Source organism: Spirulina sp. CS-785/01, assembly GCF_028330525.1.
GTDB lineage: Bacteria > Cyanobacteriota > Cyanobacteriia > Cyanobacteriales > Spirulinaceae > JAQMSD01.
This window is the reverse complement of sequence record NZ_JAQMSD010000164.1, coordinates 1-19,705: the sequence shown is the minus strand read 5'-3', so window position 1 is coordinate 19,705 and position 19,705 is coordinate 1. Positions and strand designations below refer to the sequence as shown.

Below are 19,705 nucleotides of genomic sequence, written 5' to 3'. Positions count from 1 at the left end.
TCTAAAAAAAGTGTGGGGAATAGCCCCACACTTTCCTCAAAAGCCTAAGTTTCCCTTAATAGCGGCTCATTCCAGGCTTATACACAATGAAACTTACCGTTTGACACTGTTTAATATTGTCGAATCCAACCACCCGGATGTAGCAGTTAGAATACTCCTGACGGCATTCCCGCACCTCGTTGAGGACATCTTGAGCATTTTGAGCCTCAAACAAAGGCAGCTTCCACAGCGTCCAGTGGTGATCTTGAGGGCTGGGGTTTTCTTCAAATTCAACCGCAGGAATAAACCCTTGATCGAGCATATAGTCAATTTGCTTGGCAATTTGCTGGTCTGTCAAGGGGGGAAGATAGGACAGAGTTTCGTAACGCTTTTCTTTGGGTAATGTTTGCATGATTGTTTCCTTTACTATGAGTCGGTTGATTCATCCATCCGTTTGAAACGGATGGCGTTCTGACTGGTTTCGTGTAACTACTCGGAAGAATGAGATGAATCCTGTTGGGAGGGAGAATCGTCTTGTAATTCTCCTGATCTCTGATCGGAGGAAGGGGGATCGGAATCAGTGGGTTGTAAACGAGTGAGACGTTCTAGAAGCTGGCGACGGTGGGCAATATTGGATTGTTGAATATTACTTCTCACCATTTCCGGCACAAAGTCTAACACCTGTTCGGCAATGTCCTCACGTACTGTCAGAATGCGAACCACCAAGTCTTTATGTTCGAGCATTAAATTCTCTAGATAGGCTTCGCCATCATTCAACTTTCCGGCTGAATAATTACTGAGCCAAATAGACTGGGGGGGGTTCGTCTCCGATAGCTGCTCGATGATCACCCGGACGGCCTGGTAAGTGAGGTAACTTTGCAAGGTGCGTGCAGTTTCTCGCGCAATTTGTTTAGCATCCATTGGTTTCACCTGTCCCAACCTGACCGATTCTAAACCCAAGTTTTGGGAAAAATTGGTCGATTGATTACCCTTTAACCGTTCCTTTCGACCACAGAGCCAAGTTACTCCCCGTAGAGAGTAACTTACTATTTTTCTTTTACAGGGTGTCCACTGCCTCGAACTCGAATTTAATTTCTTTCCAGAGTTCGCAAGCGGATTTCAGTTCAGGAGACCAACGAGCCGCTTCTTTAATGACTTCGTTTCCTTCACGAGCCAAGCTGCGGCCTTCGTTACGAGCTTGGACGCAAGCCTCCAGTGCAACCCGGTTGGCGGTTGCCCCAGGTGCATTCCCCCAGGGGTGGCCTAATGTCCCACCCCCAAATTGTAAGCAGGAGTCATCGCCAAAGATTTCCACTAAGGCGGGCATATGCCAAACGTGAATCCCACCAGAAGCCACGGGGAAGACTCCGGGGGTAGAGGCCCAGTCTTGGGTGAAGAAGATACCGCGAGAACGGTCTTCCTCGATGAAATCTTCACGCATCAGGTCAACGAAGCCCATGGTGATGCCCCGTTCCCCTTCTAATTTACCCACAACTGTTCCGGAATGCAGGTGGTCGCCTCCAGACAGACGCAGACATTTGGCGAGGACGCGGAAGTGAATGCCGTGATTCCGTTGACGGTCAATCACCGCGTGCATGGCTCGGTGAATGTGAAGTAATAAGCCATTGGCGCGACACCAGCGAGCTAAGGTGGTGTTGGCGGTGAAACCACCGGTTAAGTAGTCGTGCATGATGATGGGGGTACCGAGTTCTTTGGCGAACTCTGCCCGTTCCATCATTTGCTCGCAAGTGGGAGCAGTCACGTTGAGGTAGTGACCTTTCACTTCGTTGGTTTCGGCTTGGGCTTTTTCGATGGCCTCTTGGACAAAGAGGTAGCGATCGCGCCAACGCATGAACGGCTGAGAGTTAATGTTTTCGTCATCTTTGGTGAAGTCTAACCCACCGCGAAGACATTCATAAACCGCACGACCGTAGTTTTTCGCAGACAGACCCAGTTTAGGCTTAATGGTACACCCTAAGAGAGGACGACCATATTTGTTCAATTTATCCCGTTCTACGGTAATCCCGTGGGGCGGTCCCTGGAAGGTTTTAATTAACGCAACGGGGAAGCGAATATCTTCTAAACGCAAAGCCCGCAGGGCTTTAAACCCGAATACGTTACCGACAATAGAGGTTAATATGTTGGTGACAGACCCTTCTTCAAATAAGTCCATGGGATAAGCCACGAAGCAGAAATACTGGTTATCTTCTCCAGGGACGGCTTCAACTTCGTAACAACGCCCTTTATACCGATCTAAGTCGGTTAAGTTGTCTGTCCACACCGTTGTCCATGTCCCGGTGGAGGATTCTGCCGCTACCGCAGCCCCGGCTTCTTCAGGAGGAACACCCGGTTGCGGGGTCATCCGAAAACAGGCCAGTAAGTCTGTGTCTTTGGGAGTGTAGTCAGGGGTGTAATAGGTTAAACGATAATCCTGTACACCGGCCTTAAATCCCTGTTTGTTGGCTTGTACCATGTTGTCAATTTCTCCTTATCACGCTTGGCATAAGTCTTAATTCTGGTTATGGCGCAGACCTAAACAATGATGGGTTAAATCACTGTTCGCTCCCGTTCCTTTTTGACCCGTTCCTTTGGGGGTAAACGGCTGAGGGGGTTGCGTTGAGGAGGTTGCGTTTTGTTGGGCTTGGGGGTCCGTCAGCGTTGGTTGCTGTTTCTGTTGCTGTGTGGTCTGCTGGGTTGCCATGAAAACAAGGGGGAGCGTCTTCAAGGCTTCCCACTTTGTTCTCCTTTCTTGACCAGCAAGAGTCCGACGAACAACTGATTCTTGTCCCCTGTTACGTTTCAACTCAGGCAATCTCAACTCAGGCAATCTCAACTCAGGCAATCTGCGTTAACAACTTGAATGTCAAATCTAACTTTGACCATGAATTTTCATTATGTCTTAGCTTACCACGAAGTTTACTTTTTTTTCACAATAAAATTTCTAAAATTGGCCAGACCGCAATATAGGTTTCTTGTCGGTCAGATTAACTTATTTAATACTTTGTTAACAGGTTTTAAAAAACATGAAGATACTGGAACACTGCGAAAGCATTCCAGCCTATAACTTAGTCTAAAATTTAATAAAACTAACTTGAGCCGTGAACAAAAACAGGTATTGTCTTGAGAAAAACAGCAAGACTATCCAGATAATCGCCTCAAGTTGTTCAAAACGCAGAGTCTGTGATTTTTCTCACCTCTATCTCGCTTAATTGAAATATTTATTTACATTTCTTGAGCAAATGCTCACTTTTTGCTTTAAAAAAAGAGAAAAAGACCTAAACCGGATCACCCTTTCCTTTTTATGACCTTAGGGGAATACATTCACTCAGAGTCAACGCTAAAAAACCTCATGATTAAAGGGCTTATCGAACAGATTACTGCTCACAGACTACTAATTACAGATTCCTGTTTACTGCTGTATCTGTCACCGAGCTACTCCGACGACGAATCTTGGGCGGAATCAGGGGAGAATTTTCCCTGCTGTCCTTGGGGAAAAAGAGTCAATAAAAGTCGATTCACATAGACTTTCCCAGAGGCCGTCGTTTGGGGAGGAGTAGAACTCCAAGGCCGAGACGCTGGCAAGTTTTCTTCTTCAGGGGGTGGCTCTCGAGCTTCCTGTTCCACAACCTCCTCCGTTGACTCAACCTCCTCCTGTACCGGAGAGGGAGAGGAGTCTGACGCTGGAGGGGTGGCCTCTTGAGCGTCATCCCAGAGATCATCGGTTACAGACGCTGCACTGGCCGAGGTGGACTCTTTCACCTGAACCTCCATAGAGACTTGACGGGAGGTATCTCCGATCACCCTTCCCGCCCCAATAACCTCCATGGCTGCCACATTGGCTTCATACACCGTTGTTGCGCCTCCCACACAAGTATTCGCCCCCACGGTACTCTCCCCGACAATTAACACCCCAGGGCCCAAACTCACCCCAGTTTCGAGGCGAATATTGCCCCGACAGGCATTCAGCACCACTCCCATCCCTAAACAAACCCCGGGCCCGATCCAAATCTGGCAGTTAGGGGCGGCGTGGAGGATAGCACCCGGTGCGATCGCAGCACTGGGATCAATCACCACGTCCCCTCTCACACAGATATGAGGATGATTCGCAAGTGGCAAGGGTTGCAAAGACATGAGGCGACGGAAAAGCGGGGTAAGGTGTCAAGAAAACCGCTTCTATTCTCCCTAGGGGGGGTGAGCGAGTCGGGGGGAGGAGGCAAGCGGTTCAACCCACTCCCGTCAATCCCGACTGCTCCATAAGCCGAATTAGCCCAATTTTGAGCCTACGGACGTTGAATAATCTGTTCTAACACCCGACGTTTGGCTTGGGAGTCAATGCCCAATAAGCGGACATATTCCCCACTATGTTCTTGTAAACAGCCTTCCAGGTGTTGGAACACTTCTTGCTCATTCCCGGCATCAATGGGGGAGCAGGGTTGCCAAGATTTTGCCCGGAAACGGCGTTTATCGGCGTGTTCAGTGCCGATGCTGTAGCCTTGACGGAGTAAGGAGCGCACCTGCTCAACAACTTCCGAGTCGAGTTGAGTGTTCACTTTGCCATTACTACTGGCTTGGCGACGGGGAGCAGTGGCGGTTTGAGTCTTTTTTCCCGAAACCGTAGTCTGAGTTACAGACGATTGCCCGTTGGGCCGTTGAATAATAGTCTCAGACACGCGCCGTTTGGCATTGGGGTCCACGCCAATTAAGCGGATGTATTCCCCAGGATATTCGGCTAACACATCTTCTAACTGAGCAACGACTTGGCTTTCGCTAGTGCCGTCAATGCCGGGGCAAGTCCGCCAGGATTTTGCCCGGTAGCGGCGTTGGTCGGCGTGTTCTGCGCTGATGGTGTAGCCTTGGCGCAGGAGGGAGCGAATTTCTTGCACGGCTTCTGGGCTTAATCCCGATGTTCCGGTGGAACTAGCCCCACTCTGTCCCTTGGGCTGAGATGAACGACTGGCAGAACGAGAAGCCCCAGAACTGCTAATTTTTGACCCGTTAGACTGGGCTGGGTTTTCCCCGTTGGGCCGTTGAATGATGGTTTCGAGGACGCGCCGTTTGGCGTTGGGATCAATGCCAATTAAGCGGACGTATTCCCCAGCATGATCACTGAGACAGTTTTCTAATTCCGCAAAAACGGCGGATTCGGAGGTGGATTCAATTTGGGGGCAGGTTAACCAAGATTTGGTGCGGAAACGGCGGGGACTGGCGTGTTCTGTGCCGATTTTGTATCCTTGGCTGAGGAGCGATCGCACTTGTTCCACGGTCTCGGCACTTAACCCGGCGGTGGCGGCAGCTTGGCTGCTGCGGCGACGGCCTGATGAGGCCGGGGCTTTACTTGGGGCGGCTTGGGCTTGGCGGCCATGGGGGGACGCACCATTACTGCCATTCTCTCCGGGCCGTTGGATAATTTCTTCTAAAACACGCCGTTTGGCGTTGGGGTCTACGCCCACTAAACGAACATACTCCCCGGCATAGTCGGCGAGATGGTCTTCTAGTTCCGCTAAGACTTGGTTGGGACGGCCTGTAAAGGAACTGCCCGTTAACCAAGATTTAGCCCGAAATCGCCGTTTGTCGGCGTGTTCTAAGCTAATTTTAAAGCCTTGTCCTAGGAGCGATCGCACCTGTTCTACAATATCTGCACTCAAACTCATATTTCCCACCAATGATTGATAGTCAACCTCTGTTTTTTGACTTTTGCCATTGCCTGTTGGCCGTTGGCTTGCCCCGTTGCCCGCCTCAACTTCATTGCGGAGGGGTAAAATACAACTGGGGTCTTCGGCGCAGCGATAACCCGCCCGCAACGCCTCATTAATTTCCACCACATGATGGGCGAAAGCCCGATCTTCTTCTTGAACTTCCGGTAAACGGTCCGCTTGCTGTTGGTTGGTGATCACCGCCCCAGACGGAATGTAGCGACCGGGGGGAACTTCCACATCCTGAATGAGGGCGTGCATCATGACAATACAGCCTTTGCCCACTCTGGCGTTAAAGACCGTGGACCGAAAGCCAATAAAACAGTTATCCCCGACATAAACCGGCCCGTGAATTAAGGCCATGTGGGTGATACAGCTATTTTTTCCAATCCACGCGGAATAACTTTGGGCATCATCCCCGACCACCCGGCCTTTTTCTAAACCGTGAACGACAACCCCATCTTGAATGTTGCTGTTATCTCCGATATAAAAGGGGAAACCTTCATCAGCACGGATTGAGGTTCCAGGGGCGATGAGGACGTTAGACCCCACGCGCACATCCCCAATGATGTTAGAAAAGGAATGAACGTAAGCGGTTTCGTCGATTTTGGGTTCGGCGAGATTCCTTGACCAGGGGGTGGGAGGGGCCGCCCGTCTTCGGACTACCATGATTTTTGTCCTCCAAATTCAATAATAGGTAATGGGTAATGGGTAATGGGTAATGGGTAATGGGTTTTATCGTTCCACTCCCGTACTATCTGCGGTATTCGTCTTTCTTGCTATAAAGAAGATTTTTATCCACGGAAACGGTATCGACAATGCCCACCACGATGGCATCAAGAGGCCGTTGTTTCTCGTCTTCGGGATGGGGCGCGATCGCACGGCGGCTCACTAAGACCCATTCTCCCACGCCAGCCCCCACTTGATCGGCGGCCACTTCGTAACGGGGGAGCAAGTTGCCTTCCTGGTCAATAAATTGTAAAAGCAAAAGTTTGATTCCCCGCATGGCTGGGAGTTTCTGGGTACTAACCACCGTGCCACGAACCTGAGCCAGCTGCATAATGTTATTGCCCCAATCCGTCTTAGCGTCTTAAAGCTCCGGGGTTCACACTTTCCCGGAATTGTTCCACTGCTTCGGTATAGCGAATCGGTAGTACATACTCTAAGTTTTCGTGGGGCCGAGCAATAATGTGAGTGGAGAGAACTTTTCCGCCGTTGACTCGTCTGACATTTTCTGTCCCGGCGGCCACGGAGGCTTGCACCTCGGAAACATCACCGCGCACAATCACGGTGACTCGTCCTGTCCCGATTTTTTCATACCCTACTAGGGTGACGCGAGCCGCTTTCACCATGGCATCGGCGGCTTCTACTACGGCTGGGAAGCCCAAGGTTTCAATCATTCCCACTGCGATCGACATAATTTTTTCCTCGCTTGCTGTTTCCGTTTAATCTTTCTCTAGGAGGACGTATTACAGCCTCCTTTATGCTTTACTAAAGCCATCTCGCTCAGGAGTCTGAACGCTGGCTCTTTGGGCGTATTAGCGGGCTAATCCCGGCTAGTTAATCCCGGCTAGTTAATCCCGGCTAGTTAATCCCGGCTAATAAGTCCTAAATTGTTCCACTTCTTCGGTGTAGCGAATCGGTAGCACGTATTCTAAGTTTTCGTGAGGACGGGCAATAATGTGAGTTGATAACACTTCTCCCCCATTCACTCGGTTAGCGGCATCTGTCCCCGCAGACACTGAGGCTTGTACCTCAGAAACGTCTCCACGCACAATCACCGTAACTCGCCCAGACCCAATTTTTTCATAACCCACTAGGGTGACACGAGCCGCTTTCACCATGGCGTCGGCCGCTTCGACGACGGCGGGAAACCCTAATGTTTCAATCATTCCAACTGCAATTGGCATTTTTTTCTTCGCTCCTAAATCCAGTCAATAACAAAAAGATATGAGTTAAAAATCACTCCTAATCCATGCTTGGTAGCAAGAGGCAAGCCCACTTTTTTCCTTAGTTTGACCCTTAGACCTTTGACCCTTAGACATGAGATCACCCATGGGACTCTCTCTGTTCTATTTTCATCAGAATAGAGGCGATGAGAATAGAGGCCATGAGAATAGAGGCGATGAGAATAGAGGCCATGAGAATAGGGGCGATGAGAATAGAGACAGGACAGTTGATTAGAAAAAAATCTAGCTACTCTAGCCATCAGCGCGATCGCGCGTGAGAAACTCAGGGACCCAAACCAGGATATTCCACGAACTCCACTTGTCTCATCCACTGTCCTCAATCGACCGACGCTTCCTCTATCAACTCCTCTATCAACTCCTCTCTCAACTTCTCTAGCACAACTTCTCTAGCTCAACTTCTCTAGCACAACTTCTCTAGCAAAATTCCTCTATGATCATCTCTCGGTGACTAAGCCGGTGTTTTTGAACTTGCTTCGCTTGAACGATTGACCCCAGATCAGTTGACCCCAGATCAAACGCCAACCCCAGATCGCAACTCGCCCAGATAGAAACTTTCTAAGTGGCGATTTAATTTTTGGACGGGGAGTGCTAATTTTTGACCTAAAGAAAAGCATAGGAAACCTTTGTACCTTTGACAATATAAATCTTTATGATATTTTCAAATAATAAAGTTAATAAAATTTAATACATCAGAGCGAGACCGGATCCCCCCAAAAAAGGGGTGAGAATTTTTCTGGGGGGTGAGCGTCCTTTATAATTCCTTTAGGTTGGACATAGAGAAGCCTCAAACTGTGGCGCGAACAATCCCCACGCTCAGTAGCTATATAAAACTTAAAATATGACTGATTTTGTAATACAAACCAGTTGGCTTGCCCCGTTATACGGGTTAATAGGTGCGCTTTTAACCCTACCATGGTCAATCGGTATCATCCGACGAACCGGGCCAAGACCCGCCGCTTATTTTAATTTACTAATGACCCTCTTAGCCTTTATCCATGGGTCACTCGCCTTTCAAAAAATCTGGGGAAAAGACCCCCAACACCTCGTCTGGCATTGGTTACAGGCCGCCGATCTAGATTTAACCCTCACCCTCGATATCTCCCCCCTAAGTTTAGGGGCCCTAGAAGTCGTAGCCGGAATTAGCTTATTAGCGCAACTGTACGCCCTAGGGTACATGGAGAAAGACTGGGCCATGGCGCGTTTTTTCGGGCTAATGGGCTTTTTTGAAGCCGCATTAGGCGGTATTGCCATCAGTGACTCACTCATTTTGAGTTATGGACTCTTAGAAATACTCACCCTCTCCACCTACCTATTAGTGGGATTTTGGTATGCCCAACCCCTCGTCGTCACTGCCGCCAGAGATGCGTTTCTCACCAAACGAGTGGGAGATATTATCTTACTGATGGGAGTTGTGGGCCTGTCCAGTTATGGAGCAGGATTAGATTTTAGCTCCTTAGAAACCTGGGCAGAAAGCACCCCCATTCCCCCCTTAACCGCCGCCTTATTAGGTTTGGCCTTAATTGCCGGGCCAACGGGGAAATGCGCCCAATTTCCCCTAAATTTATGGTTAGACGAAGCCATGGAAGGGCCCAACCCTGCCGGGATTTTGCGGAATTCCATTGTGGTAGCCGCCGGGGCCTATGTGTTAATTAAACTTGAGCCAGTATTTACCCTCTCCCCCATCTCCGCCGATGCGTTAATTTTAATTGGGTCTATTACGGCCATTGGGTCTTCGTTAATGGCCATAGCTCAAATTGACATCAAACGCACCCTCTCCCATTCCACCAGTGCCTATCTGGGGTTAGTCTTCGTCGCCGTCGGGTTAGGCCAAGTGGACATCGCCCTCTTACTCCTCTTTGCCCACACCACCGCCAAAGCCCTCCTCTTTATGAGTATTGGCTCAATTATTCTCAATACCAGCAACCAAAACATCACCGAAATGGGCGGTCTTTGGTCAAAAATGCCCGTCACCAGCACCTCCTTTGTCATCGGGTCTGCGGGCTTAATTTCCCTCTTACCCCTCGGTTTCTTTTGGACGCTGCAACGTTGGTTAAATGGGACATGGAACGTGCCTCTGTGGTTACTGGGGTTATTACTGTTTGTTAATTTATTCAGCGCCTTAAACCTCACACGAGTCTTTCGCTTAGTCTTCCTCGGTAGTCCCCAACCGAAAACCCGTCGAGTCCCAGAAGCCAATTGGCCGATTATCGTTCCCATGGCCAGTTTAGCCATCATCACCTTACTGGCCCCCTCCGTCCCCATTGAATGGTCATTTTGGCTGAGTCCTAATGCCCCCTTGAGTAACTATGACGCATTTCCCGTACAGTGGGGGATGCCGTTATTAATGGCCGCCAGTTTAATTGGCTGTATCATCGGTCTATCTCGCAAACCTCAACGGATGTGGGTCAGACCAACGCAAAAATACTGGCGGTTTCTCCAAGATTTACTGGCCTACGATTTTTATATTGAACGGCTTTATCAAGTCACCGTTGTTGCTGCGGTGTCTCTCTCCTCGAAGATGACTGCTTGGTTTGACCGTTACGTGGTAGATGGGTTAGTGAATTTAATTGGGTTAGTGACCATTTTTAGTGGCAATACCCTGAAATATAATGCTTCGGGGAAATCTCAGTTTTATTTATTGACGATTTTAATGGGACTGGCAGTGATCTTTTGGTTACTGTTGCGGGGTCAATGGTCCCTCATCCTCGATTATTGGTCATTTTTAGCGAATTAATCAGGTTTTCAAAGGTAGAAGGGATTAAAAGGCAGAGGGCAGAGGGGATTAAAAGGCAGAGGGCAGAAGGGGTTAAAAGGCAGAGGGTAGAGGGCAATCTAGAAATTTGAATCCGGAGATTGAAAAATGAAGGAGGTTACAGTTATCAATGCTTAGTGCTTTAATTTTGATACCCGTTTTAGGCGCAATTCTTCTCAACTTGCTACCTAAAGACTGGGCTGCCTCGCGGTTTCGGCAAATTGCGTTGGTCTTGTCCAGCATGATCTTACTGTGGACTATCGTTTTGGCGGTGCAATTTGACCCCAATAATGTCCAGATGCAGTTTTCTGAGTTTCTGCCTTGGTTGCCGACATTGGGGTTAGATTATGCTTTGGGGTTGGATGGGTTATCCTTGCCGTTGCTGTTTCTCAACAGCTTCTTAACCGGGGTGGCGATTTTTAGTAGTAACCGGGATATACAACGGCCTCGCTTCTATTATGGGTTAATTTTCCTCCTGAATGCGGGAGTGGCAGGGGCATTTTTGGCGCAAAATCTTTTACTGTTTTTCCTCTTTTATGAGGTGGAGATTGTACCGTTATATTTCTTAATTGCCATTTGGGGAGGGGGCAGACGGGGGTATGCGGCCATGAAATTCCTCATTTATACGGCCATTTCCGGGTTTTTGGTGTTGGCCTCCTTTTTAGGGTTGGTGTGGTTTAGTGAGGCCACTACCTTTGACTATGAACCCTTGCGACAACAGGCATTACCTGTAGAATTGCAGTTTATTTTACTGGGGATGTTGTTGGTGGGGTTATTTATCAAAATCCCCATTTTCCCCTTTCATACTTGGCTACCAGATGCCCACGTAGAAGCCTCGACTCCAGTGTCGATTTTGTTGGCCGGGGTATTGTTGAAGTTAGGGACCTATGGGTTATTGCGCTTTGGGGTTGGGTTGTATCTGGATGCGTGGGTAACATTTGCCCCGTGGTTGGCATTTTTAGCGGCGGTGAGTGCATTATATGGGGCATTGAGTGCCATTGCCCAAAAAGATATGAAAAAAGTTGTGGCCTATTCCTCCATTGCCCACATGGCTTATGTGTTGCTGGCTGCGGCTGCTGCTACTCCCTTGAGTCTGATCGCTGCTATGTTACAGATGATCAGTCACGGTTTAATTTCGGCCTTATTATTCCTGTTAGTAGGGGTGGTGTATAAGAAAACGGGGACACGGGATGTCATGGTGTTACGGGGGTTATTAAACCCAGAACGCGGTTTACCGATTATTGGCAGTTTAACGATTTTAGGGGTGATGGCCAGTTCGGGGATTCCAGGAATGGTGGGTTTTGTGGCCGAGTTTATGGTGTTCCGGGGGTCTTTGCCTATTTATCCCTTGCCTACGTTACTCTGTATGGTAGGAACAGGATTAACGGCGGTTTATTTCTTGTTGATGGTGAACCGGGTGTTTTTCGGTCGGTTAACGGAACAGTTGTCGAATTTACCGAGAGTCCAATGGGGCGATCGCATCCCGGCCTTAGTCTTAACCCTCTTTATTATCATCTTTGGCCTACAACCAGGTTGGTTAGTCCGTTGGAGTGAAACCCAAACCACTGCCTTAATTGTCGAACCGAGTCTCCGCGATACCCTAGAAGTCCCGGCCTCAGTGAGTCAATTGCCTCTAGACCCGTAAAATAATTTTTCTCAGTTTAGCCGTTTATTGATACAAGCAATGGTCAGCTTAGAACAAAAACCCCGAAAACACCATCCCTTAGAAGTCTATATCCAACGTCTAGAACAGGGAGACGCTCTCCTCAAGGATACCCCCGATCACGTGCTAGAGGTGGTGGGGATTCTCAAAAGTTATGGAGTTGTCTTAGATGCCTATTCCCGCAACCTAATCTATATTGCCGAACACCAATTTTTAAACCCCTTTCCCTTTTTTAAATACTTTAACGGTGAAGTCTCCCTGAAACGTCTCTTGCAACATTGGGGCCATGATCGGATTAATTATGAATATGCCGAATATTGTATGAAGTCCATGTTTTGGCATGGTGGGGGAGGACTGGATGAGTATTTAGACACCCCAGAGTTTGCTCGGGCCGCAGAAAAGGCCATTCAAGGGAAGTGGAAGGGGAATCTATTTATGTTGACATTGCATAAATTATTTCCCGATTTTCTCCCCGAACAAGTGCGCGTGATGGCTTACTATAGCGGGTTGGGGCAATTTTGGCGGGTGATGAGTGATCTGTTTATTGCATTGAGCGATCGCTACGACAACGGCGAAATTCAAACCATTCCCCAAGTCGTCGATCATATCCTACAAGGCTTAGTGGCCGCCGCCAACAAACCCATTACCTATCAAGTCCAGTTACGGGGGAAAACCTACGACATTCTCCCCAAGTCTGCGGGATTAACCTTTTTAATGGACACTGCTGTCCCCTACGTCGAGGCCATTTTCTTCCGGGGGGCCCCTTTCATGGGGACAATTTCCTATAATGCCCAAGCCTATCAGATTCCCGATGAACAAGGGGCGTTTACCTACGGGGCCTTATTTGCTGATCCCTTACCCATTGGGGGGTCTGGCATTCCTCCGACTTTATTAATGCAGGATATGCGCCATTATTTACCCGACTATTTACACCAGTTTTATCAAAACACCATCCGAGGGGAAGATGATTTACGGGTGCAAATCTGCCAAACCTTCCAAAAATCCATGTTCTGTGTCACCACTGCGGCCTTAAAAGGGTTGGCCCCCTATCCCTTCACCACCGATAACCCGGAGGAAAAAGCCGCCAATCGCCAATTCCTCAAACCCTGGATGGATCGGTTTATAGAGTCTCGTTTGGAAACCGCTAATCAGTAAGCAGTAATTAGTAAACAGTAATCAGTAAACAGTAAATAGTAAATAGTCATCAGTCGCTAGTTAATTGGTGATGGGATGATTGCTTGCTGTTGGTTTGCAGGAGAGTTAGAAACCGGGTTTCTATCTAAATTTTGGTATTTCACGGGAAAATGAGCCTCAGAAACCCGGTTTCTCTATCAACTCTCAACTCTCAACTCTCCACTAAAATCCCAATTTCTCCAAAACCGGACGGGGGGAGACTAAATGACGGTCAAACCCTAACTGTTTCGGGGGGACTCCTAACGCAAGAGCAACTAACTGCGGTAAATGTAACACCGGGAGTCCCAATTCTTTACCGAGGAGTTTGGCCACCTCCGGTTGACGGGAATCTAAATTCATGTGACAGAGGGGACAAGGGGTGACAAGACAATCTGCTCCTGATGAAATGGCCTCCTCAATATGCTGTCCTGCCATTTTAAAGGAGGAGTCCGGGTCATAACTGGAAATTGGCCAACCACAACATTGCGTGCGGCCCCGATAATAAATGGGGGTTGCTCCGACGGTGCGAAAAACGTTCTCTAAGGATTGGGGATTAACAGGGTCATCGTAGGGTAAGTTATCTTGGGTGCGGAGTAAATAACAGCCATAAAAGGCCGCACAATTTAACCCCTCTAACCGTCTGGTGATTTTTTCGGCTAACTGATCTAAACCATAATCCCCCACTAGGGCCCAAAGGAGATGTTTGACTTCCGTTGTCCCACGATAGGGGGAACACCCCTCTTGTTTGAGAAAACCATTCACCTGCTCTAAATACGCGGGATTATCCGTTTGAAACCCTTTCAAGCGTTCATCTACATGGCCGATGACTCCCTGACAAGTGCTGCAATGGGTAAGCAGGGGTAAATTTAAGGACTCGGCCAGAGCAATATTGCGTGCATTCACCGTATCTTCGAGGAGTTGGGAATCTTCTTTATAAGTCCCTGATCCACAACAGGCCGACTTTTTCAACTCTATCAACTCAATGCCCAGAGTTTGCGCCAAAATTGCTGTCGAATCGTACAATTCTCGACAGGCCCCTTGAGCGACACAACCCGGAAAGTAAGCGTATTGTAAGGTTTGAGCAGACATGAGTAGCTTCTTTTGAGATAACGGTTAGACTCGATAGTCTTATTCTCTCTTATGGGTTGCGCGATCGCTACCATCCTTTGGCTTTTTTTTTGGTAATGGATTGGATGGGGTAATAAGTAATTGGTAATGGGTTCTCCTCCATCTTCCCCATCTCCCCCATCTTCCCCATCCCCTACACATCCCCCACACCCCTCCTTTGTAAAAAAAGATTTAGACAACCCTCTACAGGAGTGACCGCTTTCAGATATGATGAAGAATGCTGTAAATTTTTTTATAAGTTTCTGTTTGGGCAAAACGGATTGAGGAAATCATAATGGATAAAGGTAAAATTCTTGAAAAAGTACAAAGCATCGTCTCTGAGCAATTAGAAGTTGAAGAAAGTAAGGTGCAGCCAGAAGCGACTTTTGCCAATGATTTAGGTGCCGACTCCCTAGACACTGTTGAGTTAGTCATGGCATTGGAAGAAGAGTTTGATATCGAAATTCCCGATGAAGCCGCAGAAGGTATTGACACCGTACAGAAAGCGGTTGATTACATCAGCGAAAAAGTAATGGCCTCTGCCTAACTCTTGTCATCCCGCTTTTACCCTAAGCACTCTCTGGCCAATCTGCATTCTTGGGGTTCACCCAGCTAGTTATCGAGAATCATGACAAATTTGCAACGGAAACGAGTTGTTATCACGGGTCTTGGCGCGATTACCCCCATCGGCAATGATCTCCAATCCTATTGGGAAGGCTTGATGGAAGGTCGTAACGGGATCGGTGAAGTTACCCGCTTTGATGCGTCAAAACACACTTGTCGTATTGCTGGAGAGGTCAAAGATTTTGACCCTCATCTTTATTTAGAACGGAAGGAAGCAAAGCGCATGGACCGCTTTGCACAATTCGGGGTTGCCGCGAGTAAACAAGCCCTTGCTGATGCTCAATTGGTCATTGATGAGTTAAATGCAGACCAAGTGGGAGTGCTGATCGGGACTGGGGTTGGTGGACTCAAGGTGATGGAAGACCAACAGGAAATCTATCTTAATAAGGGGCCGTCTCGCTGTAGTCCTTTCATGATCCCGATGATGATCGCCAATATGGCCGCTGGGTTAACGGCGATTCATACCGGGGCTAAGGGGCCAAATTCTTGCACTGTAACTGCTTGTGCGGCAGGGTCTCACGCTATTGGTGATGCCTTCCGTTTAATCCAAGGAGGATATGCTAAGGCGATGATTTGCGGGGGAACGGAGGCTGCTGTTACGCCTCTCTCCTTTGCCGGGTTTGCGTCGGCACGGGCGTTATCTACTCGCAATGATAATCCAACGGAAGCCTGTCGTCCTTTTGATAAAAACCGAGATGGTTTTGTCATGGGAGAAGGGGCCGGTATTCTCATCTTGGAGGAGTTAGACCACGCGGTTCAACGGGGAGCAAAAATTTATGGTGAGTTGGTGGGGTATGGCATGACTTGTGATGCCTACCACATGACTTCCCCGGTCCCCGATGGCCAAGGGGCAACCCGTGCTATTGAGTTAGCGTTAAAAGATGGGGGAATTACTCCGGAACAGGTGAGTTATGTTAATGCTCACGGGACGAGTACCCCGGCCAATGATGTCACGGAGACACGAGCCATTAAAAAGGCGTTAGGGGAACGAGCTAATCAAATTGTGGTGAGTTCTACCAAGTCGATGACGGGACATTTGTTAGGTGGTTCTGGGGGGATTGAAGCGGTGGCTACGGCGTTGGCTATTGCCAATGACTGTGTTCCCCCTACAATTAATTTAACCAATCCTGATCCTGATTGTGATTTGGATTATGTCCCCCATGAGAGTCGTGAGACTCCCATTGAGGTGGCGTTGTCCAATTCCTTTGGCTTTGGTGGCCATAATGTAACGTTGGCGTTTAAGAAGTATCACGCCTAATTTAGGGGCCTAAATTAGCCTAAATTAAATGGAAATAATTAGGTGGAAATAATTAGGTGGAAATAATTAGGTGGAAATAATTAGGTGGAAATTTTCTAATTCTCTCAAGTAGGGGTAACGGTGGTTGCCCCTATTTTGAGTTTTTTCTGAGCCACTGGTGGAGTTTCTAGGCTCTCCCCCAAGGTTCAGGTACAGTTCAAGTTACAAAGACCCTAACACTTTGATCAGTTGATCCATTTCTCCAGGTAAAGTGAAATAATGGACACAAGCTCGGATACAGTCTGGACTGGCTAGGGTGCGGAGATAAAACCCTTGTTGTTCGAGAGCTTGTACTAATTGTTTATGGGGAATATCGACTTTTAATTGAAAAGAAACAATACCCGCTTCGGGGGTTTCCTGTCGTAAACAACTAATTTGGGGCAAAATTGAGAGTCCTTGCCAGAGATATTCGCTGTTGTAACACAGTTTGGTGTAGCGGTCTTGGGGGGTTCCCCATTTCTGATGAATGGCGATCGCAGCCCTTAATCCAGCATACTGAGGATAAGCAGAAGTCGCCACCTCAAACCGTCGGCCATCAGGTTTCCAGTCCCCAGGCATCCCCGTGCTATCAATATTCACACTCCGCCAACCAATAAAGGTGGGACTAATGCTATCTTGGGCGTTAGGGTGGACATACAGTCCCCCCACTCCCGCCGGCCCACAAAACCATTTATGACCCGTAAAGGCGTAAAAATCTGCCCCCAGTTCATCTAAATGCAACGGGAGAGACCCCGCCGACTGGGCTGCATCCACTAAAATCTGAATAGGACGACTCCCGGAACATCCCCGACACAGTTCCACAATATCGGCGAGGGGTAAAACTTGTCCGGTATTCCAGAATAAATGAGAGAGAACCACTAAACGAGTCTCGTCTTGTAAATGCTGTTGGATGACATTAATGGGGTTGCCTCGGTTTAGGGTGGCCAGGAGTGGACAGGTGGTGACTCTCACTCCTTTGCGACGACACAATTCTTTGAGGGTGGCAATAATACCAGGGTGTTCACAGTCGGTAATCAGGATATGGTCGCCAGGTTTCCAGTCAATTCCCCAGAGAACAATATTACAACCGTGGGTGACGTTCTCGGTTAAGGTAATGTTAGCTGGATTGGTTTCGAGTTCCGAGGCCAGGGCAGCCCGAACTGCTTGGGTTTCTTGTTGGACCCATTCGTTGGCTTTAGCAGAGAAAGGTCCCTGTTGTTGGATTAACTCATAAGCGCGATAAATGGCTTCTAAGGCGGGTTTCGGCATTGGCCCCTGTCCCCCATAGTTAAAATAGGCTTTATTGGCTAAACGGGGAAAATGTTGGCGATGTTCTTTAATGGCGGTTTGGGTGGAAGATACGCTACTCATAAATGGGGTTATTGGCTGACCAAGTTTTATTGTACTGGGTTGCTGAGGGGGAGAAAATCCGTGGGCCATGCTGATAGAGACATTGCGTCCCGGTGGGCTATCCTAGAAGGGAAGTTACGCAAGTTGCCTATTTTGGGTACAGTGAGGTAAGAGGAAAGGAATGCCAAGCTAAGACAGGGGAATTGCTTGTCTCTCTCGTCTTCGTCTGAACTTGTACTCGTCTAGTCTGCACTGGAATTGTTTTGCATGAATAATACTTTCTCTCCCCCCCGCAATCCCAACTCCTCTTCTTTGCTGTTAACCGATGAGTTATTGCTGGATTATAAACGTTGCGATCGCCGGGCATTCCTCAATCGGTATGGGGACCCCCAGCAACGAGACCCGGAACGGGAGTTTGTGGGTAAGCTGAAAGCAGAAAATCAACGGCAAATTCAAGAACTCTTAAAACAATATAACTGGACCGGGCCCGAAGCCCCAAGCCGCGACTGGCCCCAACGCATTGCCCAAACTATCCAGTTAATGAACGCGGGGGTTGAGTGCATTTATCGCGGTTTACTGTCCCATCAAACCCCACCCACAAAAACCCTCCCCTCCTTAACTCTAGTGGGACATCCCACCTTGTTAGTTAAACAACCCTATCCCTCTCAGTTGGGGGAATGGAGTTACATTCCGGTGAATGTCAAACTCGGGAAACGCCCCAAAACCGAGTATAAAGTGGTGGCGGCCTTTCATGGCTATTTACTCCAGCAGATTCAAGGATTTTGCCCCCTAACCCCCGAATTACGCTTACGGGGTGGGAAACGCTATACGGTGGATTTAGGGATGTGGTTGCCTCCCATGGAGGAGGTATTGCAATCCTGCGGGTCGATGCTGCAATCTTGGCAAGAACCGGATGTTTTTATTTCTCGACAGCGTTGTGGGTTGTGTGATTGGCAAACCTATTGTCATGGTATCGCCCAACAAAAAAATCATTTATCCCTTGTGCCAGGGATTACCCCCAGTCGCTATGAAGCGTTACAAGCGTTGGGAATTGAAACCCCAGAGGAGTTGGCAGAGTCGGAGATGTTACCGGATGCGGAGTTAATTGAAGGGGAGTTATTTGCCCAATTACAACAACAAGCTCAGTCTATCTCGGAAAATCGCCCCCTCTTTCGCTATCCGAATAAACGGTTGCCCCCTTTTCCTTCTGCCCCCATTGAGTTATATTTTGACCTAGAAGCAGAACCGGATCGACAGGTGGATTATTTATTTGGGGTTCTCTGTGTTAACCATGAAACCCAAGAGGAACAATTCTATCGCTTTCTCGCGGAACGTCCGGAGGATGAACCGTTGGTGTGGCAGCAGTTTTTGGCTTTAATTTGGCGGTATCCTCAAGCCCCCATTTTTCATTTCTCAGAATACGAGGTCGAAACTGTGAAACGGTTAACTAAACTTTATCGGTGTACTTATTTTTCTTTATCGAGTTTGGTGTCTCGTTTTGTGGATATTCATCACTGGATTGTCACTTCGACTACATTACCTGTGGAAAATTATTCCTTAAAAACTTTGGCGAAATGGTTGGGGTTTGCATGGCGAGATCAAGCGGTGAGTGGGGATCAGACCGTTTGTTTATATGATAAATGGCTAAAAGTTGGCGATCGCAGTCTCTTGGACACGATTATTCGTTACAATGAAGATGATTGCCGGGCTACTTACCATCTCAAAACTTGGTTAGAAGACTTTTTACAGAATTCTGTTGAGGAGGACTAACTCCCGTTTGCTTAACAGTTCTTCAAAGATAGAGGCTGCTTAACTCAGTTCATTCCCCTTGCCCCTAAAGTTTTACAAAGAATTATCAAAATACCCTGACTCGTAATTTACGTTACTCTTTCGTCTCTGGGGTTAATGGTAATGTAATAGAGAAACATTTTAGTAAGTTTCTTTTAGTCTCGATTCTTCGTTGTTTATTTAAGTTGGTCTTCAATGACCCCCACCTACTTCGTGAGGTGGGGGAGTGGGGAGAGATAACCTTCCCGTAGCTGCGAATAGCTCTCCAGGGGTATTGCGGATTAACACTACTGGTCGTTTCTCTAGACCGGATTAGCTGTAAGGGGGCGG

General features: G+C 48.2%; 17 protein-coding genes. 6 read left to right on the top strand and 11 right to left on the bottom strand.

Features of this window, described 5'->3' with window-relative positions; all coding sequences use genetic code 11:
* Positions 1-55: 55 nt before the first annotated feature.
* From PN462_RS10935 to PN462_RS10895, 9 genes are all read right to left on the bottom strand, one after another.
* Positions 56-391, bottom strand: coding sequence for a ribulose bisphosphate carboxylase small subunit (locus tag PN462_RS10935; RefSeq protein ID WP_272128234.1), 336 nt, complete (start codon positions 389-391; stop codon positions 56-58).
* Between the two features lie 77 nt (positions 392-468).
* Positions 469-900, bottom strand: a complete 432-nt coding sequence (gene rcbX, locus PN462_RS10930) for a RuBisCO chaperone RbcX (protein WP_272128232.1) — start codon at positions 898-900, stop codon at positions 469-471.
* A gap of 136 nt (positions 901-1,036) precedes the next feature.
* The gene (locus tag PN462_RS10925; protein WP_272128231.1) at positions 1,037-2,452 is read right to left on the bottom strand and encodes a form I ribulose bisphosphate carboxylase large subunit; all 1,416 of its coding nucleotides are present in this window, start codon (positions 2,450-2,452) and stop codon (positions 1,037-1,039) included.
* Positions 2,453-2,488: 36 nt separating this feature from the next.
* Positions 2,489-2,680, bottom strand: coding sequence for a hypothetical protein (locus PN462_RS10920; RefSeq protein WP_272128229.1), 192 nt, complete (start codon positions 2,678-2,680; stop codon positions 2,489-2,491).
* Positions 2,681-3,411: 731 nt separating this feature from the next.
* On the bottom strand, positions 3,412-4,053 hold the full coding sequence (locus PN462_RS10915) for a hypothetical protein (RefSeq protein ID WP_272128228.1): 642 nt from the start codon (positions 4,051-4,053) through the stop codon (positions 3,412-3,414).
* A 206-nt stretch (positions 4,054-4,259) separates the two neighbouring features.
* Positions 4,260-6,341 (bottom strand): ribulose bisphosphate carboxylase small subunit, encoded by a 2,082-nt coding sequence (locus tag PN462_RS10910; RefSeq protein ID WP_272128226.1) that lies wholly within the window; start codon positions 6,339-6,341, stop codon positions 4,260-4,262.
* An 85-nt stretch (positions 6,342-6,426) separates the two neighbouring features.
* Positions 6,427-6,732 carry a EutN/CcmL family microcompartment protein gene (locus PN462_RS10905; RefSeq protein ID WP_272128225.1) on the bottom strand — a complete coding sequence of 102 codons (306 nt, stop codon included), beginning with the start codon at positions 6,730-6,732 and terminating at the stop codon, positions 6,427-6,429.
* A 22-nt stretch (positions 6,733-6,754) separates the two neighbouring features.
* On the bottom strand, positions 6,755-7,090 hold the full coding sequence (locus PN462_RS10900) for a carbon dioxide-concentrating mechanism protein CcmK (RefSeq protein ID WP_272128223.1): 336 nt from the start codon (positions 7,088-7,090) through the stop codon (positions 6,755-6,757).
* 180 nt (positions 7,091-7,270) lie between these two features.
* Positions 7,271-7,582: a carbon dioxide-concentrating mechanism protein CcmK gene (locus PN462_RS10895; protein WP_272128221.1), complete on the bottom strand. Its 312-nt coding sequence runs from the start codon at positions 7,580-7,582 to the stop codon at positions 7,271-7,273.
* A gap of 898 nt (positions 7,583-8,480) precedes the next feature.
* Between PN462_RS10895 and PN462_RS10890 the strand changes: the two genes are divergently transcribed.
* From PN462_RS10890 to PN462_RS10880, 3 genes are all read left to right on the top strand, one after another.
* Positions 8,481-10,376, top strand: coding sequence for an NAD(P)H-quinone oxidoreductase subunit F (locus PN462_RS10890; RefSeq protein WP_272128220.1), 1,896 nt, complete (start codon positions 8,481-8,483; stop codon positions 10,374-10,376).
* A gap of 148 nt (positions 10,377-10,524) precedes the next feature.
* Positions 10,525-12,039, top strand: coding sequence for an NADH-quinone oxidoreductase subunit M (locus PN462_RS10885; protein ID WP_272128219.1), 1,515 nt, complete (start codon positions 10,525-10,527; stop codon positions 12,037-12,039).
* Positions 12,040-12,078: 39 nt separating this feature from the next.
* Positions 12,079-13,212: a CO2 hydration protein gene (locus PN462_RS10880; RefSeq protein ID WP_272128218.1), complete on the top strand. Its 1,134-nt coding sequence runs from the start codon at positions 12,079-12,081 to the stop codon at positions 13,210-13,212.
* 201 nt (positions 13,213-13,413) lie between these two features.
* On the opposite strand, the gene PN462_RS10875 is transcribed toward PN462_RS10880, so the two are convergent.
* Positions 13,414-14,319, bottom strand: a complete 906-nt coding sequence (locus PN462_RS10875) for a CoB--CoM heterodisulfide reductase iron-sulfur subunit B family protein (RefSeq protein ID WP_272128217.1) — start codon at positions 14,317-14,319, stop codon at positions 13,414-13,416.
* A 313-nt stretch (positions 14,320-14,632) separates the two neighbouring features.
* Between PN462_RS10875 and acpP the strand changes: the two genes are divergently transcribed.
* Both acpP and fabF read left to right on the top strand, forming a co-directional pair.
* On the top strand, positions 14,633-14,884 hold the full coding sequence (acpP, locus tag PN462_RS10870; protein WP_272128216.1) for an acyl carrier protein: 252 nt from the start codon (positions 14,633-14,635) through the stop codon (positions 14,882-14,884).
* An 81-nt stretch (positions 14,885-14,965) separates the two neighbouring features.
* A complete protein-coding gene (fabF, locus tag PN462_RS10865; protein WP_272128215.1) occupies positions 14,966-16,219 on the top strand; it encodes a beta-ketoacyl-ACP synthase II in 1,254 nt (417 codons plus the stop codon).
* 201 nt (positions 16,220-16,420) lie between these two features.
* Here the strand turns inward: fabF and PN462_RS10860 are convergent, their stop codons facing one another.
* Complete coding sequence (locus PN462_RS10860) at positions 16,421-17,608, bottom strand: aminotransferase class V-fold PLP-dependent enzyme (RefSeq protein ID WP_272128214.1); 1,188 nt, start codon at positions 17,606-17,608, stop codon at positions 16,421-16,423.
* 246 nt (positions 17,609-17,854) lie between these two features.
* Here PN462_RS10860 and PN462_RS10855 point away from each other — a divergent pair, with 246 nt between their 5' ends.
* The gene (locus PN462_RS10855) at positions 17,855-19,357 is read left to right on the top strand and encodes a TM0106 family RecB-like putative nuclease (protein WP_272128213.1); all 1,503 of its coding nucleotides are present in this window, start codon (positions 17,855-17,857) and stop codon (positions 19,355-19,357) included.
* Positions 19,358-19,705: the final 348 nt, after the last annotated feature.

What these genes read in the sequence shown, in the direction of transcription:
- PN462_RS10935 (WP_272128234.1), bottom strand. Translation starts at nt 391, where the DNA reads ATGCAAACATTACCCAAAGAAAAGCGTTACGAAACTCTGTCCTATCTT.
- rcbX (WP_272128232.1), bottom strand. Translation starts at nt 900, where the DNA reads ATGGATGCTAAACAAATTGCGCGAGAAACTGCACGCACCTTGCAAAGT.
- PN462_RS10925 (WP_272128231.1), bottom strand. Translation starts at nt 2,452, where the DNA reads ATGGTACAAGCCAACAAACAGGGATTTAAGGCCGGTGTACAGGATTAT.
- PN462_RS10920 (WP_272128229.1), bottom strand. Translation starts at nt 2,680, where the DNA reads ATGGCAACCCAGCAGACCACACAGCAACAGAAACAGCAACCAACGCTG.
- PN462_RS10910 (WP_272128226.1), bottom strand. Translation starts at nt 6,341, where the DNA reads ATGGTAGTCCGAAGACGGGCGGCCCCTCCCACCCCCTGGTCAAGGAAT.
- PN462_RS10905 (WP_272128225.1), bottom strand. Translation starts at nt 6,732, where the DNA reads ATGCAGCTGGCTCAGGTTCGTGGCACGGTGGTTAGTACCCAGAAACTC.
- PN462_RS10900 (WP_272128223.1), bottom strand. Translation starts at nt 7,090, where the DNA reads ATGTCGATCGCAGTGGGAATGATTGAAACCTTGGGCTTCCCAGCCGTA.
- PN462_RS10895 (WP_272128221.1), bottom strand. Translation starts at nt 7,582, where the DNA reads ATGCCAATTGCAGTTGGAATGATTGAAACATTAGGGTTTCCCGCCGTC.
- PN462_RS10890 (WP_272128220.1), top strand. Translation starts at nt 8,481, where the DNA reads ATGACTGATTTTGTAATACAAACCAGTTGGCTTGCCCCGTTATACGGG.
- PN462_RS10885 (WP_272128219.1), top strand. Translation starts at nt 10,525, where the DNA reads ATGCTTAGTGCTTTAATTTTGATACCCGTTTTAGGCGCAATTCTTCTC.
- PN462_RS10880 (WP_272128218.1), top strand. Translation starts at nt 12,079, where the DNA reads ATGGTCAGCTTAGAACAAAAACCCCGAAAACACCATCCCTTAGAAGTC.
- PN462_RS10875 (WP_272128217.1), bottom strand. Translation starts at nt 14,319, where the DNA reads ATGTCTGCTCAAACCTTACAATACGCTTACTTTCCGGGTTGTGTCGCT.
- acpP (WP_272128216.1), top strand. Translation starts at nt 14,633, where the DNA reads ATGGATAAAGGTAAAATTCTTGAAAAAGTACAAAGCATCGTCTCTGAG.
- fabF (WP_272128215.1), top strand. Translation starts at nt 14,966, where the DNA reads ATGACAAATTTGCAACGGAAACGAGTTGTTATCACGGGTCTTGGCGCG.
- PN462_RS10860 (WP_272128214.1), bottom strand. Translation starts at nt 17,608, where the DNA reads ATGAGTAGCGTATCTTCCACCCAAACCGCCATTAAAGAACATCGCCAA.
- PN462_RS10855 (WP_272128213.1), top strand. Translation starts at nt 17,855, where the DNA reads ATGAATAATACTTTCTCTCCCCCCCGCAATCCCAACTCCTCTTCTTTG.